Genomic DNA, 19,809 nt, shown 5'->3' on the forward strand with positions numbered 1-19,809 from the left:
CCTCTGTATCTCTCGTTTATATCCAAGTCTAGATCCCCCTAAATCCCCCTTAATAAGGGGAGTAGGGGTTGACTTTGACAATACTCTTGTCCCCCCCTTTCTTAAGGGGCTAGGGGGTATCTAGACTCTGCTAGAAGCGAGATTTATCATGAATTTTAGTCTGAATTTGACACCAATGACCACTGACAACTGTCAACTGTCAACTGACAACTGACTACTAATTATTCTTTGACTCGCACGTCGATAACGCTGGCGTTGAAAATGTACTTGTTGCCTTCAAGCTCTAACGTAGTGCCAATTTTGACTTTCGTATTACCTAAAACCGGCCCATTTTCAGTAAGTTGACCTTTTCCCTCTAAGGTAAACATCATATTTTTGCTGAAGGCTTCTTCTTCTCTGGGATCGGGGAGAGCTTTCAGAGTGCCGTTGGGCTGAGGAACTGCTAGGGTTCTGGTGAGAGTTTTGACAGATTTGATGGTAATCTGACCGGAGGGTTGATTGCGGATCACCACATTGATTTTATCACCTGGTTTGAACAAATCTTGAACGTTTGTTCCTTTGAGACCGATCGCAATTGCATCAATCTCTACAGGTTTGACACTGGTGCCGACTTGGGCGACGGAACCGCCAGAAGTGCCGGGAAAGAAGAAGATTCCGACTGCAACTAGCAGTACGATCAGAGCGGCAGCTACGTCTAGAATGCTGAGTTTGCCGAACAGTCGGCCTTGAGAATCCAAAATTTTCATAATCGCCTATTATACTGATAGCGACAGGAGTATGTTTACAAGCTCAGGACTTACGCAGACATCGATGAAAAACAGATGCTGCTATTGCTGAGCTACCGCTGGCAATGACATACTTTATTGATGTGTAAGTCCTGAAGCTAAAAGATATTACCACAACGATCGCCCAAAATCCGCATGACTTGGGCACTTAAAGCATAAGGCAGAAGGCAGTTGAGGGCGGTTGGTTGCCTAGTTGCCGATCGCCCAGAAGCTGGTGGGGCGGTTAAAAATTGACAAAAAGCTAGAATAGCAACTAAGCAGCCTCAAATTACGTCTGCCTATTTAGTGACTTTTCGAGTTTTTCCTACAATTTTATCTAACTTCTGGCACCTATCACTCATGTTAAAAAGTTTTTGGTTGACTTGCCGGCGTACTTGTGGCCGGGGGATTTATCTGTTTCTGTCCCTGATTGTGGCTGCGGGTATCTGGGTGGTTTCCCCGGAACCGACTCAAGCATTTTCTTTGCCTGAACTGATTTTTCGAGGCATTCAAGTTATTCAATTGTCGAATATGTCCGATCGGCAAGAGGTGACTATTGGCCGACAAATTAATCAGCAGTTAACGAACAGCCAGTTTAAGATTGACCGCGATCGGGACACTACAGAATATATCAACCGTATCGGTCAACGACTCGCTCAAGAAAGCACTCGCCCTAATATTCCTTATACTTTTCAAGTGATTGACGACGACGCGATTAATGCTTTTGCAACTATGGGCGGTTTTGTTTATGTGAATAAAGGTTTGATGGCAGCGGCGGACAATGAGGCAGAATTGGCAAGTGTGATCGCCCACGAAATCGCTCACATTAATGCTCGCCACGCGATTCAACAAATGCGTCAAATGGCCATAGCTTCAGGTGTAGCTTCGGCGACTGGTCTCGATCGATCTCAGGCGGTTCAGATTGGGGTGGAACTGGCTTTGCGTCGCCCTCACAGCCGCCAAGCTGAGTATGAGGCGGATCAGTTGGGATTGCAAACTATGGGGCGAGCGGGCTACGCTCAATCTGGGATGGTTGATTTTATGAAAAAGTTGCTCAACAAGCCTTCTCCTCCGAGCATTTTGAGCACTCACCCGGCTACTGGCGATCGCATTGCTGCTATCTCGCAGGCTATAGATCCGGATCTTGCTAGTGGTGAAGGTTTGGATAATGAGGATTACAGGCTAGAAATCCGCAGGCTTTTGGGATCATAGCAATTTTAAATCCGTCAGGCGCTCTCTTGTGCTATCTTCTCTTTTCTTACTTCGCGATCTAGCGCTAACGCGCCACTTCGCTAACGCGTCTTCGCGGTTCCTTAAAAAATCAATCTAGTTCGTAGGGTGCGTCAGCGATCGGGTCAATTTGGATTTAATCGCTCAAACTTAAACTGACGCACCCTACAACTACAAATTGATTTAACACTGCTGTGGAACAACAGGGTCGATCGCAAATTCCGAGGGTGCAATCGGCTGCGGCTTCAATTGCCTGACAACTTCGTCAAACGGCAAAATTCGGACTTGATTGTTAAATACATTTACTTGATAAACTCTGCGGTAGCTGAGGTCAAGTCCTGTCAGCCAGCCGCTTTTGGGATGATAAGCACCCGTGTCAATATCCAACCACCCTTCGCCCCTGACTAATTCGCCGGGCCTGACCCCATGAAAGGTAAAGGTGATCGTGTGACCGGTGATAATTAATTTATTGGGAAAATAGGGTTTCGATATGGTGTGAAATTCCTTGCGAATCCAACAGAGTTGTTCCCTCGACTGCTTGTCAATTGGCATATGGGGGTGTACGCCGGCGTGAACCAGCCAGATGTCCCCTAAGTCCCGGTACGTGGGGAGCGATTGCAGCCACTCTAAGTGTTTGTACGGCATCATCCCTGTATCTCTGTAGCTCGCTACTGTCGCATCGCCGCCGCTGTAAAGCCAACATTGCCACGCTCGCATATCCATCGGCACCGCCGACAAAGCCTCCAGCATGAGTTGTTCGTGGTTGCCCAGCAGAGTTTGGTAGGGGCTTTGCTGGACAAAATCTAATACCTGAGCGCTTTTGGGACCACGATCGATTAAGTCTCCCAAAAAATAGACGCGATCGTCCAAGCCGGGGGCAAGTGCCTCTAGCAGGGTCATTAACCCGTCGTAATGCCCGTGTACGTCCCCGATAACAATGCGCCGGTGCTCCATTGTGTTTATCCGCTTCCCTGACTCAAAACCCCCATCTCTAGCTTATAGCATTTGATTTTGCTGCTATTTGCCTCCCCTCTTTTACGGTGGAGGGGTGTCACCCATTATACTGCTTTGTATAAATGTCGTGTAAAGCTCGCCAATATCTGTTTGCGTAGCTACTGATACAAACACAGGCAAGCTGTTAATTGTGCTTCTGCAACTGCTGTTACTGAGGCAAAGTTTTGAGTTATTTCACGGTGAGCCGGGTGCGTCAGGGATTAGCGGATGGATTAAGTCGAAAATCATCCTAGCTGACGCACCCTAAAATACGATCGAGCCTTAACTATTGTCACTGAGTCAAAGCTTTGAGGAATGTCTGGAGCTCTGCCAAAAAACCTTTCTTTTTTACGGGTTTTCCAGGTGCGGTGGAGTCAGGATCTGGGCTTGGGAGAGAAGCGGCTAAAATCCGCTCTAAATCGTCTCCGACTGGTTTTTGGGGGGTTTCAGAAATTAGTTGGTATTCGTTGTTTGTTTCCAGCCAGACTTGCCAGGATTGGGGGTAGCAGCGGAATAAAGCCGCAGAGTCTAGCGGTCTGACGTAGTAGCAGGATTCGATTTTGCTGAGGAATCGATCGCGCAATTGGCGGCCCGCATAGCCTATACCTATGGTGGCAACATCTTCCAGGCGCGGATTGAGTAGAATTACTGGGCGACCGGCCGCAGCTATGTAAAGTTTTTCGACTTGGGCCACTTCTACAGCCGCCGGGTTCACTAGCAGGAACAGTTCGTCTTCCGGTGCTATTTTCTCTTCAACAGCCGTGCGACTGCTGCCCAAATCAGTGACTTTAAACGGTGTTTCTCCCCAGTCACGGCGCGCGAGGGCGGCCGCACCGGTGTCTGGAAAAAAGACTTTTACTCCGGGGTAGATTTCCTCAAATTCTGGGAGAAATTGTTCGGTGATAGACTGTGCTTGCAGGGCGATTTCTGGAAATACTAATTCGACTTGCAGTAGAGTTTGGCCGTCCGAGAGGGCGGCGGCGGTTGCCATGCGGGATTGGGCGATCGCCTGGTTGAGATCTTTGGGCAGTTGTGTCATTAATCTGATGGTTTTTACTTGACTTTTTTCAATCTAATTTTACCGCATCAAGCAACAAAAGCTAACACTGACACAGGCGAGCCGGAACCTCCCAAAAGATGCAATATTCCGATTACTAAAGTGATGTTAATCGCAGGTAACAAGTCGAGATTTGCTAGATTTTCCAGGACTATTCGCTGCTTTTCTAATACCAATTTGTTAACCGCAAAACTTTCATCTCGCCCGGTATCTACTCCGTGGGTGTCGGTTCCAATTCCGGCGATAGAGCGTTCTTCTAGCAAAAATTGAGTTGCTGCTTTGCCAAATCCGGGAAAGTGGCAAATTCCGCGATCATCTCGGTTAAAAAATGCTTCCTCGTCATCCCATTTTTCTTGCCAGCCAGTATACAATAAAACTAGATTTCCCGGTTCTATAAGTTTGTGCTGTCCTTCCCAAGTCAATATATCATCAATGGTTAAAGTGTAGTCGGGATTGGCAAGACTTTGCTCTCGGATGTCGATCGCAATTGCAGGGGAAACTAGCGACTGCGGGCCATAACTATCAATGCTGGCGCCTGCTGCATAAAAGCTGTTGGGTGCGTTGATGTGAGTGCCGCTGTGTTCTCCCATTGAGAATTTTCGCAGGAAATACCCGTCTGTTTCTATTTGAGCTACTGTTGCAATTTCTGTGGCTGGATCTCCGGGCCAGATGGGAATATTTGGGTGGATTGAATGGGTTAAGTCAACAATTTGGCTGTAGGCGATCGTTTTGAGATTATTTAAGTTTAATTGGTTTGTCATATCGTTGGCGATTGTTTTTGAAGTATTTAACCGCAGAGGGCGCAGAGTTAGAGAAGAGAGGGATGATTCGGAGCCGAAGCGATTTGATATCATTAGGTAAACTAGATTTATTTTTTATTAAACATGGTTGATTTTTTGACCATCTGCGCTCTCAATCTAAAATCTAAAATCTAAAATTCGAGTAGTCGATCGAGGGTTGCTTCCATCACATCTTTTGTTTGCCCGGAAACAGTATACACCAAAGCTTCTCGATAAATTCTCCCGGCTGGGTGTAGCGCACCGTTAGCAGCACCGCTAGAAACTGCAACCGCAGCGTGCCCGCAACGCACCGCTAAATCAATGGCTTGAGCTCGCAGCGCTAATTGTTCTGCTTTCGAGCTATGTTGAGATTGTGGGAAATTCTGTTTTAGCCGATCGAGCTTTTGCTCTAGTTTTTGGCAAGCCGCCGTTATAAAAGGTGAATTCTTAGCAGTCGCCGCTGCTGCAATTACATCCAATCCCGCTCGAATACAGCCAAAAGTAGCCGGAACAAAATTCAGTATATTTTTGCTGTCGTTTTCCGAAATCCAGCCGACAGGTTTAACTGAAATTATTTCCGATTCATGCAGCAACCACTTATCGAGAGTGGCTGTCACAGTATTAGTCGAGTTCATCGCGATTAACTGCATGATTTCGCTAAAAGCTATTTTACCCGATTCTCGTTCAATATTGGCACAAGGCACTAAACCGAAAACAGCGCGTTCGTCAGGAAGTACCGCCGCTACAATAAACTTTTGAAACAAGCGAAAACCTGTTACCCAAGGAACTTTGCCTGACAATAAATACCCCGCTTTTGTGGGAGTTGCGGTGACGGCCGGATCGCCCGATCGCCTCAAATGCGAAAACCCAATACCCAAGCGTAACTCTTTTTGGGCGATCGCGGGCAAGTATCTGCTTTTTAGCATTTCATTGTCGCTGTTGGCAAGCATAGCAGTTGCGCTGTGGTGCTGAGTTTGTAGGAAAGACAAAGCGCCGGAATATCGAGCCGTCAATTCCTGATATTGGTAAAAAATCTCCGGTGCAATTTCAGCGCCGCCCCATTTTTGGGGAACTCGCAACGCTAAGAGCGATCGATTTTCTAATCCAGCAACTGCTGTTTTCAGCGCTTCCGAGTCGCTGTCGATAATTTCTGCGTGGGGTGCAACGCACTTTTGTAGGTAAGTTTCTGTGCTGCTAAGAATATCTTGAAAATTCATTCTTTATAATTATTTTATAGCAGAGGTAGGGACGGCAGTGCTGTGTCGCTACTTATTTTCTCACATTGTGTACCCTTCTCAATAACAGGCAAGATGCCTGTTCCACAAAGAGTAACTTTATTTTTGAACGGGCATCTTGCCCGTTCAAAAAAGGCTTGTTGAGAAGGCAACAACTAACTCATTACCACACTTTCCAAGGAGCCTTTCCTTCGTCCCAAAGTTCGTTTAAATACTTGTACTCTCGAAAAGTATCCATCGCAAAGAAGAAGCCCTCATGACGGTAAGCCATCAACTGTCCGTCTGCGGCCAAACGCTGCATCGGCTCTTGTTCTAAAATACAATCATCTCCCCCCAAATACTCAAATACCCGGCGGTTAAATATCATATATCCAACACTGATCCAGCCGTCAACTTGAGGTTTTTCAGAAAATTGAACTACGCGGCTATCGCTGTCTACATCCAAAATTCCAAAGCGAGAAATCGGACGAAATGTGGTGACAGTTGCCAGCTTCCCGTGAGACTTGTGAAATTCGAGCAAGGCGTCAATATTGACATCAGCTACTCCATCGCCGTATGTCACCATGAAATTCTCGCGATCGATATATTTTTCGATCCGTTTTACCCGCCCTCCTGTCATGCTTGCCGCGCCAGTTTCAGCCAGGGTAACATTAAAATCTTGTTCGAGATGTTCCTCGTGATAAGTGATGGTATTTTGGCGCCCCAGACAGATAGTAAAGTCATTGTTCATGGCTTCATAATTTAGGAAATATTCTTTGATCATGTTGCCGCGATAGCCCAAGCACACAATAAAGTTTTGGAAACCGAAGTGGGCATAGATCTTCATGATGTGCCAAATAATCGGATGTCCCCCCACCTCAACTAAGGGTTTGGGACGAAACTCTGTTTCTTCTCTGAGACGAGTACCGAGACCACCTGCTAGGATAACTACTTGCATTTTTTTCATTTTTTAAAGATGATCAATTAATTTATCATCAATCATCAGTGATTTCTTCAAAGAATTATTAACTTTTTCTCATACTGAGTGAAGCTTTGTAAACCACAGAAATCACGAACTATTATAAATAATTGTAGGGTGCGCGCGACCGCACCGTGTATTTGAATGCTGCGCGCAATTTCTAACTAACAGTAGGGTGGGTACTGCGGACAGTATATTTGAATACAGCGCAATTTCTAACTTACTAAGAGTCGATTAAGAAATAGACAAAAGAACAGCAAATACCTATACTAAAGATAAGAAATAGAGTCAACAGCAATGAAAAATAAACTCGATGGCCTAAAAAAGTTTTTAGGTATCCTGTGTGCGATCGCCTCAATAATTATATTATTCCAATCGCCAATATGTGGTGTTTACGCCACGGTTGTTGCACCGGAAGGCTCAACTATACCACCAACCACCCTAGCTTTTGTTCCGAACATACCGGGCGGTGGATTAGATTTTCACGAATCAGCAGGAGGACACACTTTAGAGAGACACGTTGGTAAAACAGAAGCACAACTAGCCCAGCGACTCGCCAGCGAAACGAGAATTTCTGCAGCATCTTCCTTTACTGACCGTTCCGTCGCCGAAGCAGCGATTGCAGAAGCAATGAACAGAAATCAAAGTGCGATCGACTCCTGGGTGAAAAGTCGAGGCAATCGTTATACGATCGACTACAACGCCAACAGAATAATTGGCATTACTATGCGTCGCCGCGCATCCAAAGCAAGTTCAACATCTCGCCTGAGAATCGTCCTCCAGCGTAGCGCCAAATTACCTCCCGGATACTTTATTCTCACAGCCTATCCCCAATGATCAATCAATTTCCTCATTTAACCCAATTTTTCAGTTCCTACTTTCACCAAGACTGGCCGTTAGAAGCTGACACTCCCAGCGATGTAGTGAACAACTACCGCAGCAGCGAACCGCCCGCAAGTGTTGAAGCTGCATCGCAAGAGATCAGCCAACTGCTAGAAATGCCGATCGCCCCAGCCGATTTAGAAGCATTCATCCTTGATGAATTAGGGTGTTACTACGACCCACAATCCGAAAATCAAACAGTCCGAGAGTGGTTGGAATCGGTGCAAAAATCTTTGAATAATCCCAGCTAAAATCTATATATTTGTAAGAAAACGGCTATATATTTGTAAGGACACGGCACGGTCGTGTCCCTACAAGTTGTTCACCATTCAATAGGATGGCTAGCTCACTTGCTAACCGTCACTAAGTAGCCTTCGTGAACGTTGAAATTAGGGATAACATAAGCCAAGCTGCCGCTACCCACCGACAAACTTTCTTCTTTAACGGTGACAAGCTTTTGCACTGCTCCTTCTTGATTGTTGGGAATTTTTTCTAATTTTAGAGTTATTTTCTGACCTCTTTGAATACCTAGCTGCTCCAAATTTCCGAGGTTTAATGTTACCGTTGTTGCTGAGGAAAAATTGGGATCGAAATAACCTAAAAGTATCTGTGCTTTTCCTTCAGAATTTGATTTGCTGGCTAAAGCGACAAGGCGATTGTTATTTGACCAACTCCGCACCCGCGAATTAACTCCCTCAGCATAAGCTTTGTAAGTCCACCAAGCTGCTCTTGGCTCAAAAGTATTAGGCGTGACCATCCCACTCAGCGTATTGTTGAAGCAATTGCTAACTTTATTTGGCCCTTTACTCTCCCAACAAGCTCTGCAAGCACCGTCAGCTTTTGCATACTCTAAGTTATACAAATAACCTAAGATTTCCCCCGGCTGGTACTGCGCTAAATTCCCAACAATTTCGTTGACGTAAATTTTTTGCAATTTCAGTTCCTTGTAAGAGGGACTTTGCTGAAAATTACGTTTAGCATCAATTACATGGTCGTCAACAAATAAGATCATGGTATCGTTGAGTTCGTGCCATGAGAGGAAGTTTACTTCAAGTTGGTTCGCTTTGCAGTAATCCAAAAAAGCGGCGAGATATTCTTTGTTGTACTTGGTAATGCTCGGCCCGCCAATCATTGCTGACGGCCCCAATTCTTCTCGCAAAATTTTGTAAGCTCTTTTGTAGGTTTCAAAGAATTGTTCTCTGCTTCCATTCCAAAACGGATGTTTTAAATCGGGCTCATTCCATACATCCCAAATAATTTTTTTGCCTTTATTTTGCTGGGCTAACTGTCGGATGAAGGCTTCCCATGCGGGGTAGTTTTGATAGGGCCAGCCATTGGGATTGCTACCGTAGCCCCACAAGTCGCTAACTACTAACTGAAACTCGGCTCCGGTGGCGATTACTCGATCGTAAATATCGAGTCTCCCTGCCCGCCAAAGTTTGGGCTGCAAGGGTTTGATCGAGCTATCCGGCGGTTTTGCAGTGTCGATTCCGTGCAGGATGCCACTCATGGAAATTGTATCGGTGGCTGGCTGTCCAAAATCTACTGTAACGTTTGATCGCAGTTGGGCGATCGCTCTTGGCTGTCCCAAATAGGCTATTAACAGAACAGTGACAAGAGCCAAACCAATTGGCAGCAGTTTATTAATACGTGGGAACTTGAATGTAAATTGCATATCTTTTCTTTGGTTGATGTTTTGTGGAATTGGCCGCTTGCCCGTTCCTAAGAATGCTGCAAGAACTCAGTTTTAACGAACAGATGAAAACACTTCAAAACCCTGTATTGATTCTAGCACTTGTTGCCACGAGCGGGAGTTGATCAGCTCGTTGGTATCGAACGGAACTCCTTTTTCTGCTGCAAAAATACCAAAATTTTTCACCCAATCAAAGATAGTTTCTGTGGTAAAATAAGGCGTGCAGGCCCAAGCAGATTGCAAATTACTCGCCATCTCGGACATATCTCCCCGATTGTAAGCATCCCAAGCTTTCCACACTAAATAATAGTATTTCACCAAGCTATCCACTTGCTGTACCTGCTTTTGGAGTTTCGGACTAATAGATAAACTGTCGCTCTCATCGTCACTTACAAATGCCTGTTCAATTATTTCTCCATACTCCCGAAGCATGCGTTCTTCTTTGAATAGTTCTTGGGCTCGCGCTTTGCACGCTTGTCCTGCAAGTCTGCGCGATTCGGGATTTTCTGCCCATATTTCCACCGTTTGTACCAACTCTTTTACTGTTCCTTCTGGGTCGATTGTAGGATCGGGGAGCAATTTTCCCGTATCTCCCAATTCTTCAGGAATCCCGCTGACTGCTGTGGCAATTACGGGCAATCCTTTTGCCATTGCTTCCATAATTGCTAGCGGCATTCCCTCAGCTTGGGAAGATAAAATAAAGATATCGCTAGCGTCGAGCCAATCGGCAATATCCCAGCGCTGTCCTAAGAATTTAACCTGTTCTTCTACTCCCAATTTGCTCACAGTTGCTCTTAATTCAGGTTCCATATTGTCGTGAGTAGTAGACCCCGGCCCTGCCCAAACAAAGTAAATTTTGGGCCAAATTGGACGATTTTTTAATTGGGCGATCGCCTGCAATTGATACTGATATCCTTTAATTGGAGTCAATCTCGCCGCCGTAAAACAAACGACAGCATTTTCGGGGATTCCTTGTTCTTGACGCAGGCGTTGGCGAGTGGAAAGATTTGGTGGCTCAAAATAACTATTTGGCCTGCCGTAATAGATTACTTTCCCCCGTTCTAGACGTGCTTTAAATAGACTTTGGAACAAGTTTAAATTCTCGTGGGAAACTGCTACGGCGGCTTTCGCTACCATGTACTGGTAGGCAACTGCATCGAAATAGGGAATTTGATCCCCGCGATCGAAGGTTTCATAATTGCGATTGATATAACCCAGACTGATTATGTACGGTATATTTTGCTCGATCGCAACTTGTTTGGCGGCAAAGTTAGCCATCGGCCAGCCGTCACTAAATATAATTAAATCCGGTCGAGCCTGGGCGTAAATCTTTTGAGCATCTTCCAAATTGTAAGCTATTCGCAAAAATTCTTTCATTGTGTCGAACTCTAGCCAAATATGTTCGATACCTAGCTGTTTTTGTTCGGTAATTAAAGGATTAGAAGCTTGACTTTGAACGCTGGTAACTCGGTAGCCATCGGCAGCTAATTTACACATCAGCGAGTGGTTAAACTGAGCCAATCCGCCGACTCCTGAGTCTTCTGTGTACAGGAGTACGTGCTTTGTTGGCTGCCGAGAAGTCAAACTGGGAGCCGATTGAAACTGATAAGGATTGTTCGCTGCGATCGCCACTATGTCTTGCCATTCCTGTAAATTGGTTAAGGCATAGGCATCAAAGTTGTAGCCGTACTGTTCCGAAACCCCCTTAAAAGTCTCCAGCCAATTAAAAACAGTTTCAGTGCCTGTTAAATGAGTGTAATACAGAGATTTTTCTAGACTTTCGACCATTTCTGGCAAATATCCGTCGCGGTACATCCGCCATGCTATCCATACTAAACACTTGTAGCGTTCCACACGTTTCAAGTCGCGGATGTGCTGAGGCAAATCTGGCCGGGCGAAAAATTGCTCCATCAAAATTTCCGTATTTTTCATTAATTTGGAGCCGTTAGACATGATATTGCTGTCGTGCTGACGATAGCAGGTTAATATCTCTTTTAACCAAACTGACTTGCAGCCTTTTAAAGCTAAACGTAGCACAAAATCTAAATCTTCGGTTGGCGGCAAGCGATGATCGAAACCGCCCAAGCGTTCCCACCACTCTCGCCGCAGCATCATGGCGCTGGGACGCACTGATTTGTACAAAACAAAGGCTTCTAAATCTAATTTTGGTGCTTCTTCCCAAGGCTTTACTCCATATATGCCTTCGTCATTTTTGTCAACAATAACCCAACCTGTTTGCACCAAATCCAAGGTGGGGTCAGCGTCAAAGCAAGCTACTTGTTTTTCTAGTTTTTCTGGTAAGAAGAAGTCGTCAGCATCTAGAAAAGCTAAAAATTCCCCTTTTGCTAACTTGCAAGCACTATTTCGAGCAATTGCTGCTCCTTGGTTATCTTGATAGATGTATTGAATTAAATCGAGGTAAGGTGATAAAACTTGGCGAGTGTTGTCAGTAGAACCGTCGTCTACGACGATAATTTCCCAGTTTTGATAAGTCTGGCCCAGAACACTCTCTACGGATTTGACAATGTAGCTATCGCTGTTGTAAACCGGGATGATGACACTGACGCGCACTTTTTTGGGAGGAATGATACTAGCCATTAACTGTTTCCATTCGGGTATTTTTCTGAGAGCCATGCCATCAATTGGGCAGCCGTAGGTGTTAGAAATTCCCATAAGGCGCTTTACCCAATCTATTATAGTTAGCGTCAGTGAGGACGAGGTGTAATCTAAAGATTTTTGCAAATACTCCGTCATTTCTGCCGGATAGCCGCTGTAGTAAAGTTGCCACGCCATCCATGTCAGAGCTTCATAAAAAGCCTGCTTTTCTAATTGGCGGATGTCCTCTGGCAAGTCGGCTCTACTGAAGAAATTTTGCTTTAATTTAATACAAAGGTTGGCCTGTTTCAGCGCTCTCTGGATGGACACATTTTGCCCGTGCTGGCGGTAGCATACTGTCACTTGAGGCAACCAAGCAGCTTCGCAACCAGATAGTGCTAAACGCAAGATTAAGTCGGCATCATCTACTGAATCATACTGAGAATCAAAGCCACCGACTCGTTCCAGCCACTGCCGCGAAAACATCATCGCGCTGGGAAGTAGGGGCATATAAACAATCCAGATTTTTAAGTCTAGCTGAGGCAAGTATTCCCAGGGTGTGACATCGAAAATACTTTCGCCTTGCTCTTTAACCATTCGCCAGCCACTATTAACAATTCCTAGTGATGGCTGAGCGTTAAATAACGCAACTTGTCCAGCTAACTTATCGGACAAGAAAAAGTCATCTTGATCTAAAAAAGCAATTAATTCACATTGGGATTCCTGAATTCCTCGGTTTCTAGCGGCAGCTACTCCTTGGTTTTCCTGATAAACATAGCGAATTTTGTCAAAATAAGGCTGCAATGCTTGGCGGGTGTCGTCGGTTGAGCCGTCGTCTACGACGATAATTTCCCAGTTTTTATAGGTTTGGCTGATGACGCTTTCTACCGCTTGCACGATGTAGCGATCGCCATTATATGCTGGAATAATTACACTTACTCGCGGTGTCGGATTTGCTATTGACATGAATTTTATCGGTGATAAGGAAGGGTTCGGGAACGGATTCTGAAACGGAGGTAACGGAGGTCAGGCAGAAGGCCGATGCAATTCTACTGCTGACAGCCATCCGAATTTAAAATAAAAATCTGGTATTTTAGCGTGCAGAAAATACAGATTCAATCCCCTGTACTTCCTCGACTAATTGTTGCCATTCTACTGAATTAATTAGAGAATATGTATCTAAATTATGCCCTTTAGCTGACGAAAAAGTGCCAAAATATTCTACCCAGTTTAATAGCGTTTCTGTAGTCAAAAAAGGTGTGTACTTCAAAGATTCTTGAAGCGACTTCTGCATTCCGCTTAGATCTTCTTGACAGTAAGCCTGCCAAGCATTCCATACTAAAGAGCTGTAGTTGACCAAGCTTTCTATTTTCGCCATTGACCTCTGCACCTTGTTTTGAGTAACAAATGGATCTGTTTGGCGATCATCGCAAACTAAAGCTTTTTCGATCGCCTCAATCGACTCTGCCAACATCCGTTCCTCTTTAAACACTTGCTCCGCCCGCTGCTTGCAAGCTTGACCGATGTGATGCCGTAATTCTGGATTCATCGCCCAAGCTTCTACAGTTTTCGCCAATTCCCTCGCGGTTCCCTCTGGATCGGTAGTCGGATCGGGCAACAATTTCCCAGTATCGCCAAGCCCTTCAGGAATGCCGCCCACAGCCGTTGCAACTACCGGCAATCCCTTAGCCATCGCTTCCATGACTGCCAGAGAAGGCGCTGCATCTGCCAGAGAAGTCAAAATGAATATGTCGCTAGCATCCAGCCAATCTAGGATATCCCAGCGCTGTCCGATCGCCTTCACGCGATCGCTCACCCCTAACTCTTTAATAGTTTCCCTCAATTCTATTTCTACATTGTCAGCGCTTCCCTCACCAGTTCCTGCCCACACAAAATACAGTTTAGACCACACAGGAGACTGCTGCAACTGCTTGATTGCTTCGATCTGATATCGATGCCCTTTAATCGAGGCCAATCGAGCAGATGTGAAACAGACAATCGCATCTTCAGGAATTTCTATTTCTTGTCGCAGGCGTTGACGAACCGCAGCATTAGGAGGTGCAAAATATTCAGGAGAACGCCCCAAGTAAATCACTTGTCCTCGCTCTTTTGGCAACTTGAAATGTTGGCACAATAAATTCAAATGGTCGTAAGCCCCAACAATCAAGGCTCTAGCTTGCAGGCAGTGGTAGAGCACTCCTTCTACATAAGGCACTACATCCCCGCAGGCAAAAGTTGCGTGTTCTGGCATAACTAACCCGATCACCATCATGTATGGTATTCCCATTTCAATAACTACCTGTTTAGCAGCAAAATTGGAAAATGGCCAACCATCGCTAAAAATAATCATATCCGGTTGATTACTAGCAAAAAGCTCTCGTGCATCCTGAGTATTTCTTAACACCCGCTGTAAATCTTTATGCCCGCTAAAATCCAGCCACAAGTGTTCTATACCTAACTCTCGTTCTCGCTTAAGCAAGGGGCTAGAATGTTTGGTTTGCACGCAGGTGACTCGATAGCCTAATAGGGCTAACTGACAAAGAATGGCATGATTGTACTGCGCTAATCCTCCCACGCCCGGATCGTCCGTATTGTAAAGTAGAATGTGCGCTTGCGCTTCTGAAGGTGTGGGAATAGAACTCGGTTGAGATTGGGGTGGATTAGTCATCACCATCTGAATTATCTCTTGCCATTCTGCTAACTTACTCAGCGAATAAGCGTCAAAATTTTCACCATATTCTTCCGAAGCCATCTGAAAACTTTCTAGCCAATTCAAAACTGTTTTTGTGGGCGAGAAAGGCGTATATTGCAATGACTCTTCTAAAGACTGTGCCATCTCTGCTAGATGACCGTCGCGATACATCCGCCATGCCAGCCACTTTAAGCATTGATAGCGTTCCGGGTTTTTTAACTGCCGGATTGACAGAGGCAAATGGGGTCGAGCGAAGAATTTTTTCATCACAATTTCTATATTCTTCATTACGCGAAAACCGCTTGACATGAGATTAGAATTGTGCTGGCGATAACAGGTAAGTGTCTCTTCTAACCAAACTGTTTTGCACCCCTTTAAAGCTAAACGCAAGGCAAAGTCTAAATCTTCTGCTAGTGGAAACTGAGAATCGAAACCGCCCAATTTTTCCCACCACTTTTGGCGCAGCATCATCGCACTCGGTCGCACGCATTTATATAGAATAAAGCTTTCTAAATCTAATTTAGACGCTTGCTGCCAAGGCTTGACAGCAGAAATCTCTCGCCCGGTTTCATCGACTAGGAGCCAACCTGTTTGCACCATGTCTAATCCGGGGTCAGCGTCAAAACAAGCTAGTTGTTTTTCTAGCTTGGATGGTAGGAAATAGTCATCGGCATCTAGAAATGCCAAAAACTCGCCTTGCGCTAGCTGACAAGCGAGATTTCGGGCAACTCCTACTCCTTGATTTTCATGATAAATGTAGCGAATTCTGTCAAGATAAGGCTGCAATACTTGCTGCGTGTTATCTGTCGAACCGTCGTCTACAACTATAATCTCCAAATTAGTAAAAGTTTGACCTAGGGCGCTTTCTACCGCTTGTACGATGTAGCGATCGCCATTATATGCTGGTATAATTACGCTGATTAGCGGTGTTCGATTGACTGTTGACATTATATTATTTAGCTCGCTGTTAACCTATTATTGTCTAGTTTATATTAATGTCGCGAACATTCAGCACTATTCTCAGCTCGCTAGCTCTACTTACAGAAACTTGAAATTTGGCAATTTGTAGCATATAATCTTACAGGGAATGATTACTCAAAAGGAAAATAAAAAATGAATTCAGAAACAGTGCAAGTAAATTTCCAGCAGCAAGCAGAAATTTATTTGGCTACAGGGAACTTCGATCGGGCGATCGCACTTTGCCAACAAGTTTTGGCATCTGAACCCAATTCTGCAGAGACTTGCAAGACATTGGGGAAAGCGCTGCAAGCTCAGGGTAAACTAGAAGACGCAAGGTATTGGTATAAAGTTGCGATCGCCCTGCAACCCGATTTTGCCGAAGCTTTTGCTAACCTCGGCACTCTTTGCGCTACATTGGAACAGTGGCAAGAGGCGATCGGCTGTTATCAAAAAGCTATCTCTATCCAACCGGACTTTGCAGGATTTTACCGTAATTTGAGCCGGATATTTACCCAAGTTGGTCAAGCTGAGGAAGCGACAGACTGTTGGTATCAAGCACTCATCGTGGAACCAATAGAAAGAGCGGAAGAATATCTTGATTTGGGTAATACATTGCTTGCCCAAAATAAGCTCAAAAAAGCGCTAGTTTGTTACCACCGCACCATTTTTTTAAACCCGAGCTTTTGCGAAGCTTATTGTAAGATAGCCGAAGCTGCTAGCGAGCTGAAACAGTGGGACGAAGCTATTGTTCACTACCGCAAAGCTATTCAACTCCAGCCGGATATTTCGGAGTTTCATTACCAATTAGGCAATGTTTTGCAAGCCAAGGAACTCTGGCGCGAAGCGGAGGCAGCCTACCGGGAAAGTATTGAGTTAAATCCCAATTCTTTTTGGTCATACTACAACTTAGGCAGCGTTATGCTCAAGTTAGAAAAATGGCAAGAAGCCGCGAGATGTTATCGCACAAGTGTTGAAATAAATCCGAATTTTTCTGGAGCTTACTACAGCATTGGTGCAGCTTGCGATCGATTAGAACAATGGTCAGAATCCGCCGCAGCTTACCAGCGCGCTACTGAATTAGATCCGAATTTTTCCTCAGCTTTTCACCAGTTAGGGGATGCTCTTGTTAAACTAGAAAAATGGTCGGAAGCTGAGGCTGCATACGAACGGGCGATCGCACTCCATTCAGATTTATTTTGGTCTCATTATAACTTAGCTTTGACTTTAGTTAAGCTTCAGAAATTTTCTCCAGCAACATTCGCTTATCGGCGGGCTATCGCACTCAATCCAGAATTCTCTTGGACTTACCACAATTTAGGAGAAGTGCTGTTAAAAACTCAACAGTGGAAAGCTGCCGCTACAGCTTATCAACGTGCTATTGAACTTAATCCCCGTATTTCTTGGTCTTATTACAATTTAGGCGATGCTTTGATTGAAAGTCACGAATGGAATGAGGCTGTTTCCGCCTACCTTGGTGCGCTTAAAATCGAGCCGTCTCTACCGGAAATTTACATGAAGTTAGGTAAGGCTCTCATTAAAAGAACTCCGGTAGATTCAGATGTAGCAACTAGCTACTATCACCACGAAATGCAGCCGCTGCACGCTCCTGAATTTTACTGCGAAATCGCCCAAAAGTTTGCTGAGAGCGATCGGCTTAACGAAGCGATCATGTTGTACTTGATGGTATTAGAGATTAGACCAAAAGATCCCGAAACATCCCAAAAATTAGAGGAGATTTTAGAAAAACAGCGTCAAACAGAGGAATCGAGTATATTATTAGAGTTAGAAGCTAAGGATATTCGCGATCGCTACATTGCCCGAGTTGCCAAAGGCAAGACTTTTGCAGATGTCGGTGGCTGGTGGGGAACTGTCAGCGAAAAAGTATCTGTAGCTAGCAAATACGGTGCAGTTTCTCTGACAATGATTGATGCCATGCCGGCATCCATGCACTGGTGGCAAGATTTTCGCGATCGCATGACAAGTTTAAATATTGCTAATTATCACTGTATCAATCAAGATATCACTCAGATTCAGCTTGCAGATATTGGCGAGCCTTACGATGTAGTTCACTGTGCAGGAGTTTTGTACCATCACCCCCATCCGTTGCAGATTTTAGTGGCTTTGCGTCAGATAACTCGCGAGCATTTAGTTTTCACTTCCGCTATTACCCAAGAAGTGATAGAAAATGAGTTGGGACGCTATCAAATTCCAGCTTCGGGAGTAATGTTTATTCCCGCTTTGGATGACGCAGAACGAGCTATTTTAACAGCTTATTGGCAGCTATACATCAACAATAACCCACTTATAGGGATAACTGAAAAAGCAGTTTTTGACATGAACAATTTTGCTGCGTGCTGGTGGCTGCCTACAGCTACTGCTTTAGAAGCTATGTGCAAAGTCGCGGGATTTAAAGTTTTAGACAAAGGATTGGCTTGGGACAATAATGTTCTGACTCTGCTGCTGGGGATTTGAGGGTTTGTAAACGAACAATAACAGGACTTGCTTGTGCACAAACTGCTAAACACCCGGTTTATGAGCAGATTTCTCGTTTTTTTTCTCATATTCCTACTCAAAACCGCGTGTTTTTCGTAAATCCTAAATAAAATAGAATAGATAGCTGCAAACATCTTTTGTGAATAAAACAGGAACTGGGTAATAATCAATGAACAATCACCAACCTGGGACGCCGTTAGGAAACATTTTAGTAGTAGACGATACACCAGAAAACCTGCGTCTGTTGTCTACGATGTTGACTCAGAGGGGGTACACCCCCCGCTGCGTGATTAACGGAAAAATGGCTCTGAGAGCCTGCAATTCTAATCCACCAGATTTGATTTTGCTCGATATAATGATGCCGGAAATGAACGGCTACGAAGTTTGTCAGCACTTGAAATTAGAACCTAAAAGTCGCGAAATACCAGTAATTTTTATCAGCGCTAAAGATGAAGTTTTCGACAAAGTAAACGCATTTGCTGTGGGAGGTGTTGACTATATCAGCAAGCCATTTCAGTTTGAAGAAGTGCTCGCCCGCATCGAAAGTCACCTCAGCCTTCGGAATTTACAAAAGCAGCTAAAAGAACAAAATGTGCTGCTGCAAGAAGAAATCACCAGCCGCTTAGCTGTAGAAAAAACACTTCAGGAAAAAAACCACATCCTGCAACAAGAAATCCGCACCCGTCGCGCGGTGGAAAAAGCTCTGCAAGAGCAAAATTTGGTACTCCAACAAGAGATATCGCACCGCCAGCGCGCCGAATCGGCTTTATTAAAATCTAACCAAGAATTAGCACGTTCAAATGCAGAACTAGAACAATTTGCTTATGTGGCTTCTCATGACTTGCAAGCGCCTTTAGCAACCATTGCCAGTTACGCTCAACTTTTAGAAAAACGCTACAAAGACCAACTCGACAGCCAAGGTAGTAAGTTTATCGGCAATATCGTTCAGGGCTGCACGAGAATGCAAAATTTAATTGACGATTTACTCGAATATTCACGAGTTGGCCGGAGTCGGAAACCTTTTACACTGACAGATTGCAATCACGCAGTCGAGCAAGCACTCGCGAACCTGCAAGGGGCGATCGGCGAGACTCAGGCCATTGTCACCTACAGCGAATTACCAGCGGTAATGGGGGATATTTCTCAACTCGTACAGCTATTTCAAAATTTAGTCAGCAATGCGATTAAATATCGCCACGATGCACCGCCTGTGGTTCATATTACCGCTTGCAAACAGGAGAAAAACTGGTTCATTTCTGTCTCAGATAATGGAATTGGGATTGCTCCCCAGCATCAAAAACGTATCTTTCAAATTTTTCAGCGCTTGCATACTCAAAGAGAATATTCGGGGACAGGTATTGGTTTAGCAATTTGTCAAAAGATTGTGGAACTTCACGGCGGATGTATCTGGGTGGAATCAGAACCGGAGCAGGGTTCAACTTTTTACTTTACTCTGGCTTAATTGAGGCATCCTTTCG

14 protein-coding genes are annotated in these 19,809 nt (G+C 44.8%); 5 read left to right on the forward strand and 9 right to left on the reverse strand.

Annotated elements, in window-relative coordinates; genetic code table 11:
• Positions 1-221: 221 nt before the first annotated feature.
• A complete protein-coding gene (locus tag QUA74_RS21955; RefSeq protein ID WP_333042459.1) occupies positions 222-746 on the reverse strand; it encodes a DUF4330 domain-containing protein in 525 nt (174 codons plus the stop codon).
• A 378-nt stretch (positions 747-1,124) separates the two neighbouring features.
• Between QUA74_RS21955 and QUA74_RS21960 the strand changes: the two genes are divergently transcribed.
• Entirely contained in the window at positions 1,125-1,976 is an 852-nt protein-coding gene (locus tag QUA74_RS21960) for a M48 family metallopeptidase (RefSeq protein WP_333333460.1), read from the forward strand.
• Positions 1,977-2,177: 201 nt separating this feature from the next.
• On the opposite strand, the gene QUA74_RS21965 is transcribed toward QUA74_RS21960, so the two are convergent.
• From QUA74_RS21965 to rfbF, 5 genes are all read right to left on the reverse strand, one after another.
• Positions 2,178-2,948 carry a metallophosphoesterase family protein gene (locus tag QUA74_RS21965; protein WP_333333462.1) on the reverse strand — a complete coding sequence of 257 codons (771 nt, stop codon included), beginning with the start codon at positions 2,946-2,948 and terminating at the stop codon, positions 2,178-2,180.
• A gap of 331 nt (positions 2,949-3,279) precedes the next feature.
• The gene (locus QUA74_RS21970) at positions 3,280-4,026 is read right to left on the reverse strand and encodes a DUF1995 family protein (RefSeq protein WP_333333464.1); all 747 of its coding nucleotides are present in this window, start codon (positions 4,024-4,026) and stop codon (positions 3,280-3,282) included.
• Between the two features lie 47 nt (positions 4,027-4,073).
• Complete coding sequence (locus QUA74_RS21975; RefSeq protein ID WP_333333465.1) at positions 4,074-4,805, reverse strand: cyclase family protein; 732 nt, start codon at positions 4,803-4,805, stop codon at positions 4,074-4,076.
• Between the two features lie 170 nt (positions 4,806-4,975).
• Positions 4,976-6,040, reverse strand: a complete 1,065-nt coding sequence (locus QUA74_RS21980; protein ID WP_333333467.1) for an acyl-CoA dehydrogenase family protein — start codon at positions 6,038-6,040, stop codon at positions 4,976-4,978.
• Positions 6,041-6,221: 181 nt separating this feature from the next.
• A complete protein-coding gene (gene rfbF / locus QUA74_RS21985) occupies positions 6,222-6,995 on the reverse strand; it encodes a glucose-1-phosphate cytidylyltransferase (RefSeq protein ID WP_333333469.1) in 774 nt (257 codons plus the stop codon).
• A gap of 318 nt (positions 6,996-7,313) precedes the next feature.
• On the opposite strand from rfbF, the gene QUA74_RS21990 reads away from it, so the two are divergent.
• Positions 7,314-7,853, forward strand: coding sequence for an RNase A-like domain-containing protein (locus tag QUA74_RS21990; protein ID WP_333333471.1), 540 nt, complete (start codon positions 7,314-7,316; stop codon positions 7,851-7,853).
• Positions 7,850-8,149, forward strand: coding sequence for a contact-dependent growth inhibition system immunity protein (locus QUA74_RS21995; protein WP_333333473.1), 300 nt, complete (start codon positions 7,850-7,852; stop codon positions 8,147-8,149). The genes QUA74_RS21990 and QUA74_RS21995 overlap by 4 nt, the downstream gene beginning before the upstream one ends.
• A gap of 95 nt (positions 8,150-8,244) precedes the next feature.
• Here the strand turns inward: QUA74_RS21995 and QUA74_RS22000 are convergent, their stop codons facing one another.
• The 3 genes from QUA74_RS22000 to QUA74_RS22010 all read right to left on the reverse strand — a co-directional run bounded on the left by QUA74_RS22000 (position 8,245) and on the right by QUA74_RS22010 (position 15,826).
• The gene (locus tag QUA74_RS22000; RefSeq protein ID WP_333333475.1) at positions 8,245-9,573 is read right to left on the reverse strand and encodes a GH39 family glycosyl hydrolase; all 1,329 of its coding nucleotides are present in this window, start codon (positions 9,571-9,573) and stop codon (positions 8,245-8,247) included.
• A gap of 72 nt (positions 9,574-9,645) precedes the next feature.
• Entirely contained in the window at positions 9,646-13,152 is a 3,507-nt protein-coding gene (locus QUA74_RS22005) for a glycosyltransferase (RefSeq protein ID WP_333333477.1), read from the reverse strand.
• Between the two features lie 127 nt (positions 13,153-13,279).
• The gene (locus QUA74_RS22010; RefSeq protein WP_333333479.1) at positions 13,280-15,826 is read right to left on the reverse strand and encodes a glycosyltransferase; all 2,547 of its coding nucleotides are present in this window, start codon (positions 15,824-15,826) and stop codon (positions 13,280-13,282) included.
• A gap of 165 nt (positions 15,827-15,991) precedes the next feature.
• On the opposite strand from QUA74_RS22010, the gene QUA74_RS22015 reads away from it, so the two are divergent.
• Positions 15,992-18,310 carry a tetratricopeptide repeat protein gene (locus QUA74_RS22015; protein ID WP_333333481.1) on the forward strand — a complete coding sequence of 773 codons (2,319 nt, stop codon included), beginning with the start codon at positions 15,992-15,994 and terminating at the stop codon, positions 18,308-18,310.
• A gap of 190 nt (positions 18,311-18,500) precedes the next feature.
• On the forward strand, positions 18,501-19,793 hold the full coding sequence (locus tag QUA74_RS22020) for an ATP-binding protein (RefSeq protein WP_333333483.1): 1,293 nt from the start codon (positions 18,501-18,503) through the stop codon (positions 19,791-19,793).
• Positions 19,794-19,809 lie beyond the last annotated feature (16 nt).

Source organism: Microcoleus sp. LAD1_D3 (assembly GCF_036702135.1).
GTDB lineage: Bacteria > Cyanobacteriota > Cyanobacteriia > Cyanobacteriales > Microcoleaceae > Microcoleus.

Bases quoted from the DNA above. Each gene is read 5' to 3' on its own strand.
- QUA74_RS21955 (WP_333042459.1), bottom strand. From the start codon at position 746: ATGAAAATTTTGGATTCTCAAGGCCGACTGTTCGGCAAACTCAGCATT.
- QUA74_RS21960 (WP_333333460.1), top strand. From the start codon at position 1,125: ATGTTAAAAAGTTTTTGGTTGACTTGCCGGCGTACTTGTGGCCGGGGG.
- QUA74_RS21965 (WP_333333462.1), bottom strand. From the start codon at position 2,948: ATGGAGCACCGGCGCATTGTTATCGGGGACGTACACGGGCATTACGAC.
- QUA74_RS21970 (WP_333333464.1), bottom strand. From the start codon at position 4,026: ATGACACAACTGCCCAAAGATCTCAACCAGGCGATCGCCCAATCCCGC.
- QUA74_RS21975 (WP_333333465.1), bottom strand. From the start codon at position 4,805: ATGACAAACCAATTAAACTTAAATAATCTCAAAACGATCGCCTACAGC.
- QUA74_RS21980 (WP_333333467.1), bottom strand. From the start codon at position 6,040: ATGAATTTTCAAGATATTCTTAGCAGCACAGAAACTTACCTACAAAAG.
- rfbF (WP_333333469.1), bottom strand. From the start codon at position 6,995: ATGCAAGTAGTTATCCTAGCAGGTGGTCTCGGTACTCGTCTCAGAGAA.
- QUA74_RS21990 (WP_333333471.1), top strand. From the start codon at position 7,314: ATGAAAAATAAACTCGATGGCCTAAAAAAGTTTTTAGGTATCCTGTGT.
- QUA74_RS21995 (WP_333333473.1), top strand. From the start codon at position 7,850: ATGATCAATCAATTTCCTCATTTAACCCAATTTTTCAGTTCCTACTTT.
- QUA74_RS22000 (WP_333333475.1), bottom strand. From the start codon at position 9,573: ATGCAATTTACATTCAAGTTCCCACGTATTAATAAACTGCTGCCAATT.
- QUA74_RS22005 (WP_333333477.1), bottom strand. From the start codon at position 13,152: ATGTCAATAGCAAATCCGACACCGCGAGTAAGTGTAATTATTCCAGCA.
- QUA74_RS22010 (WP_333333479.1), bottom strand. From the start codon at position 15,826: ATGTCAACAGTCAATCGAACACCGCTAATCAGCGTAATTATACCAGCA.
- QUA74_RS22015 (WP_333333481.1), top strand. From the start codon at position 15,992: ATGAATTCAGAAACAGTGCAAGTAAATTTCCAGCAGCAAGCAGAAATT.
- QUA74_RS22020 (WP_333333483.1), top strand. From the start codon at position 18,501: ATGAACAATCACCAACCTGGGACGCCGTTAGGAAACATTTTAGTAGTA.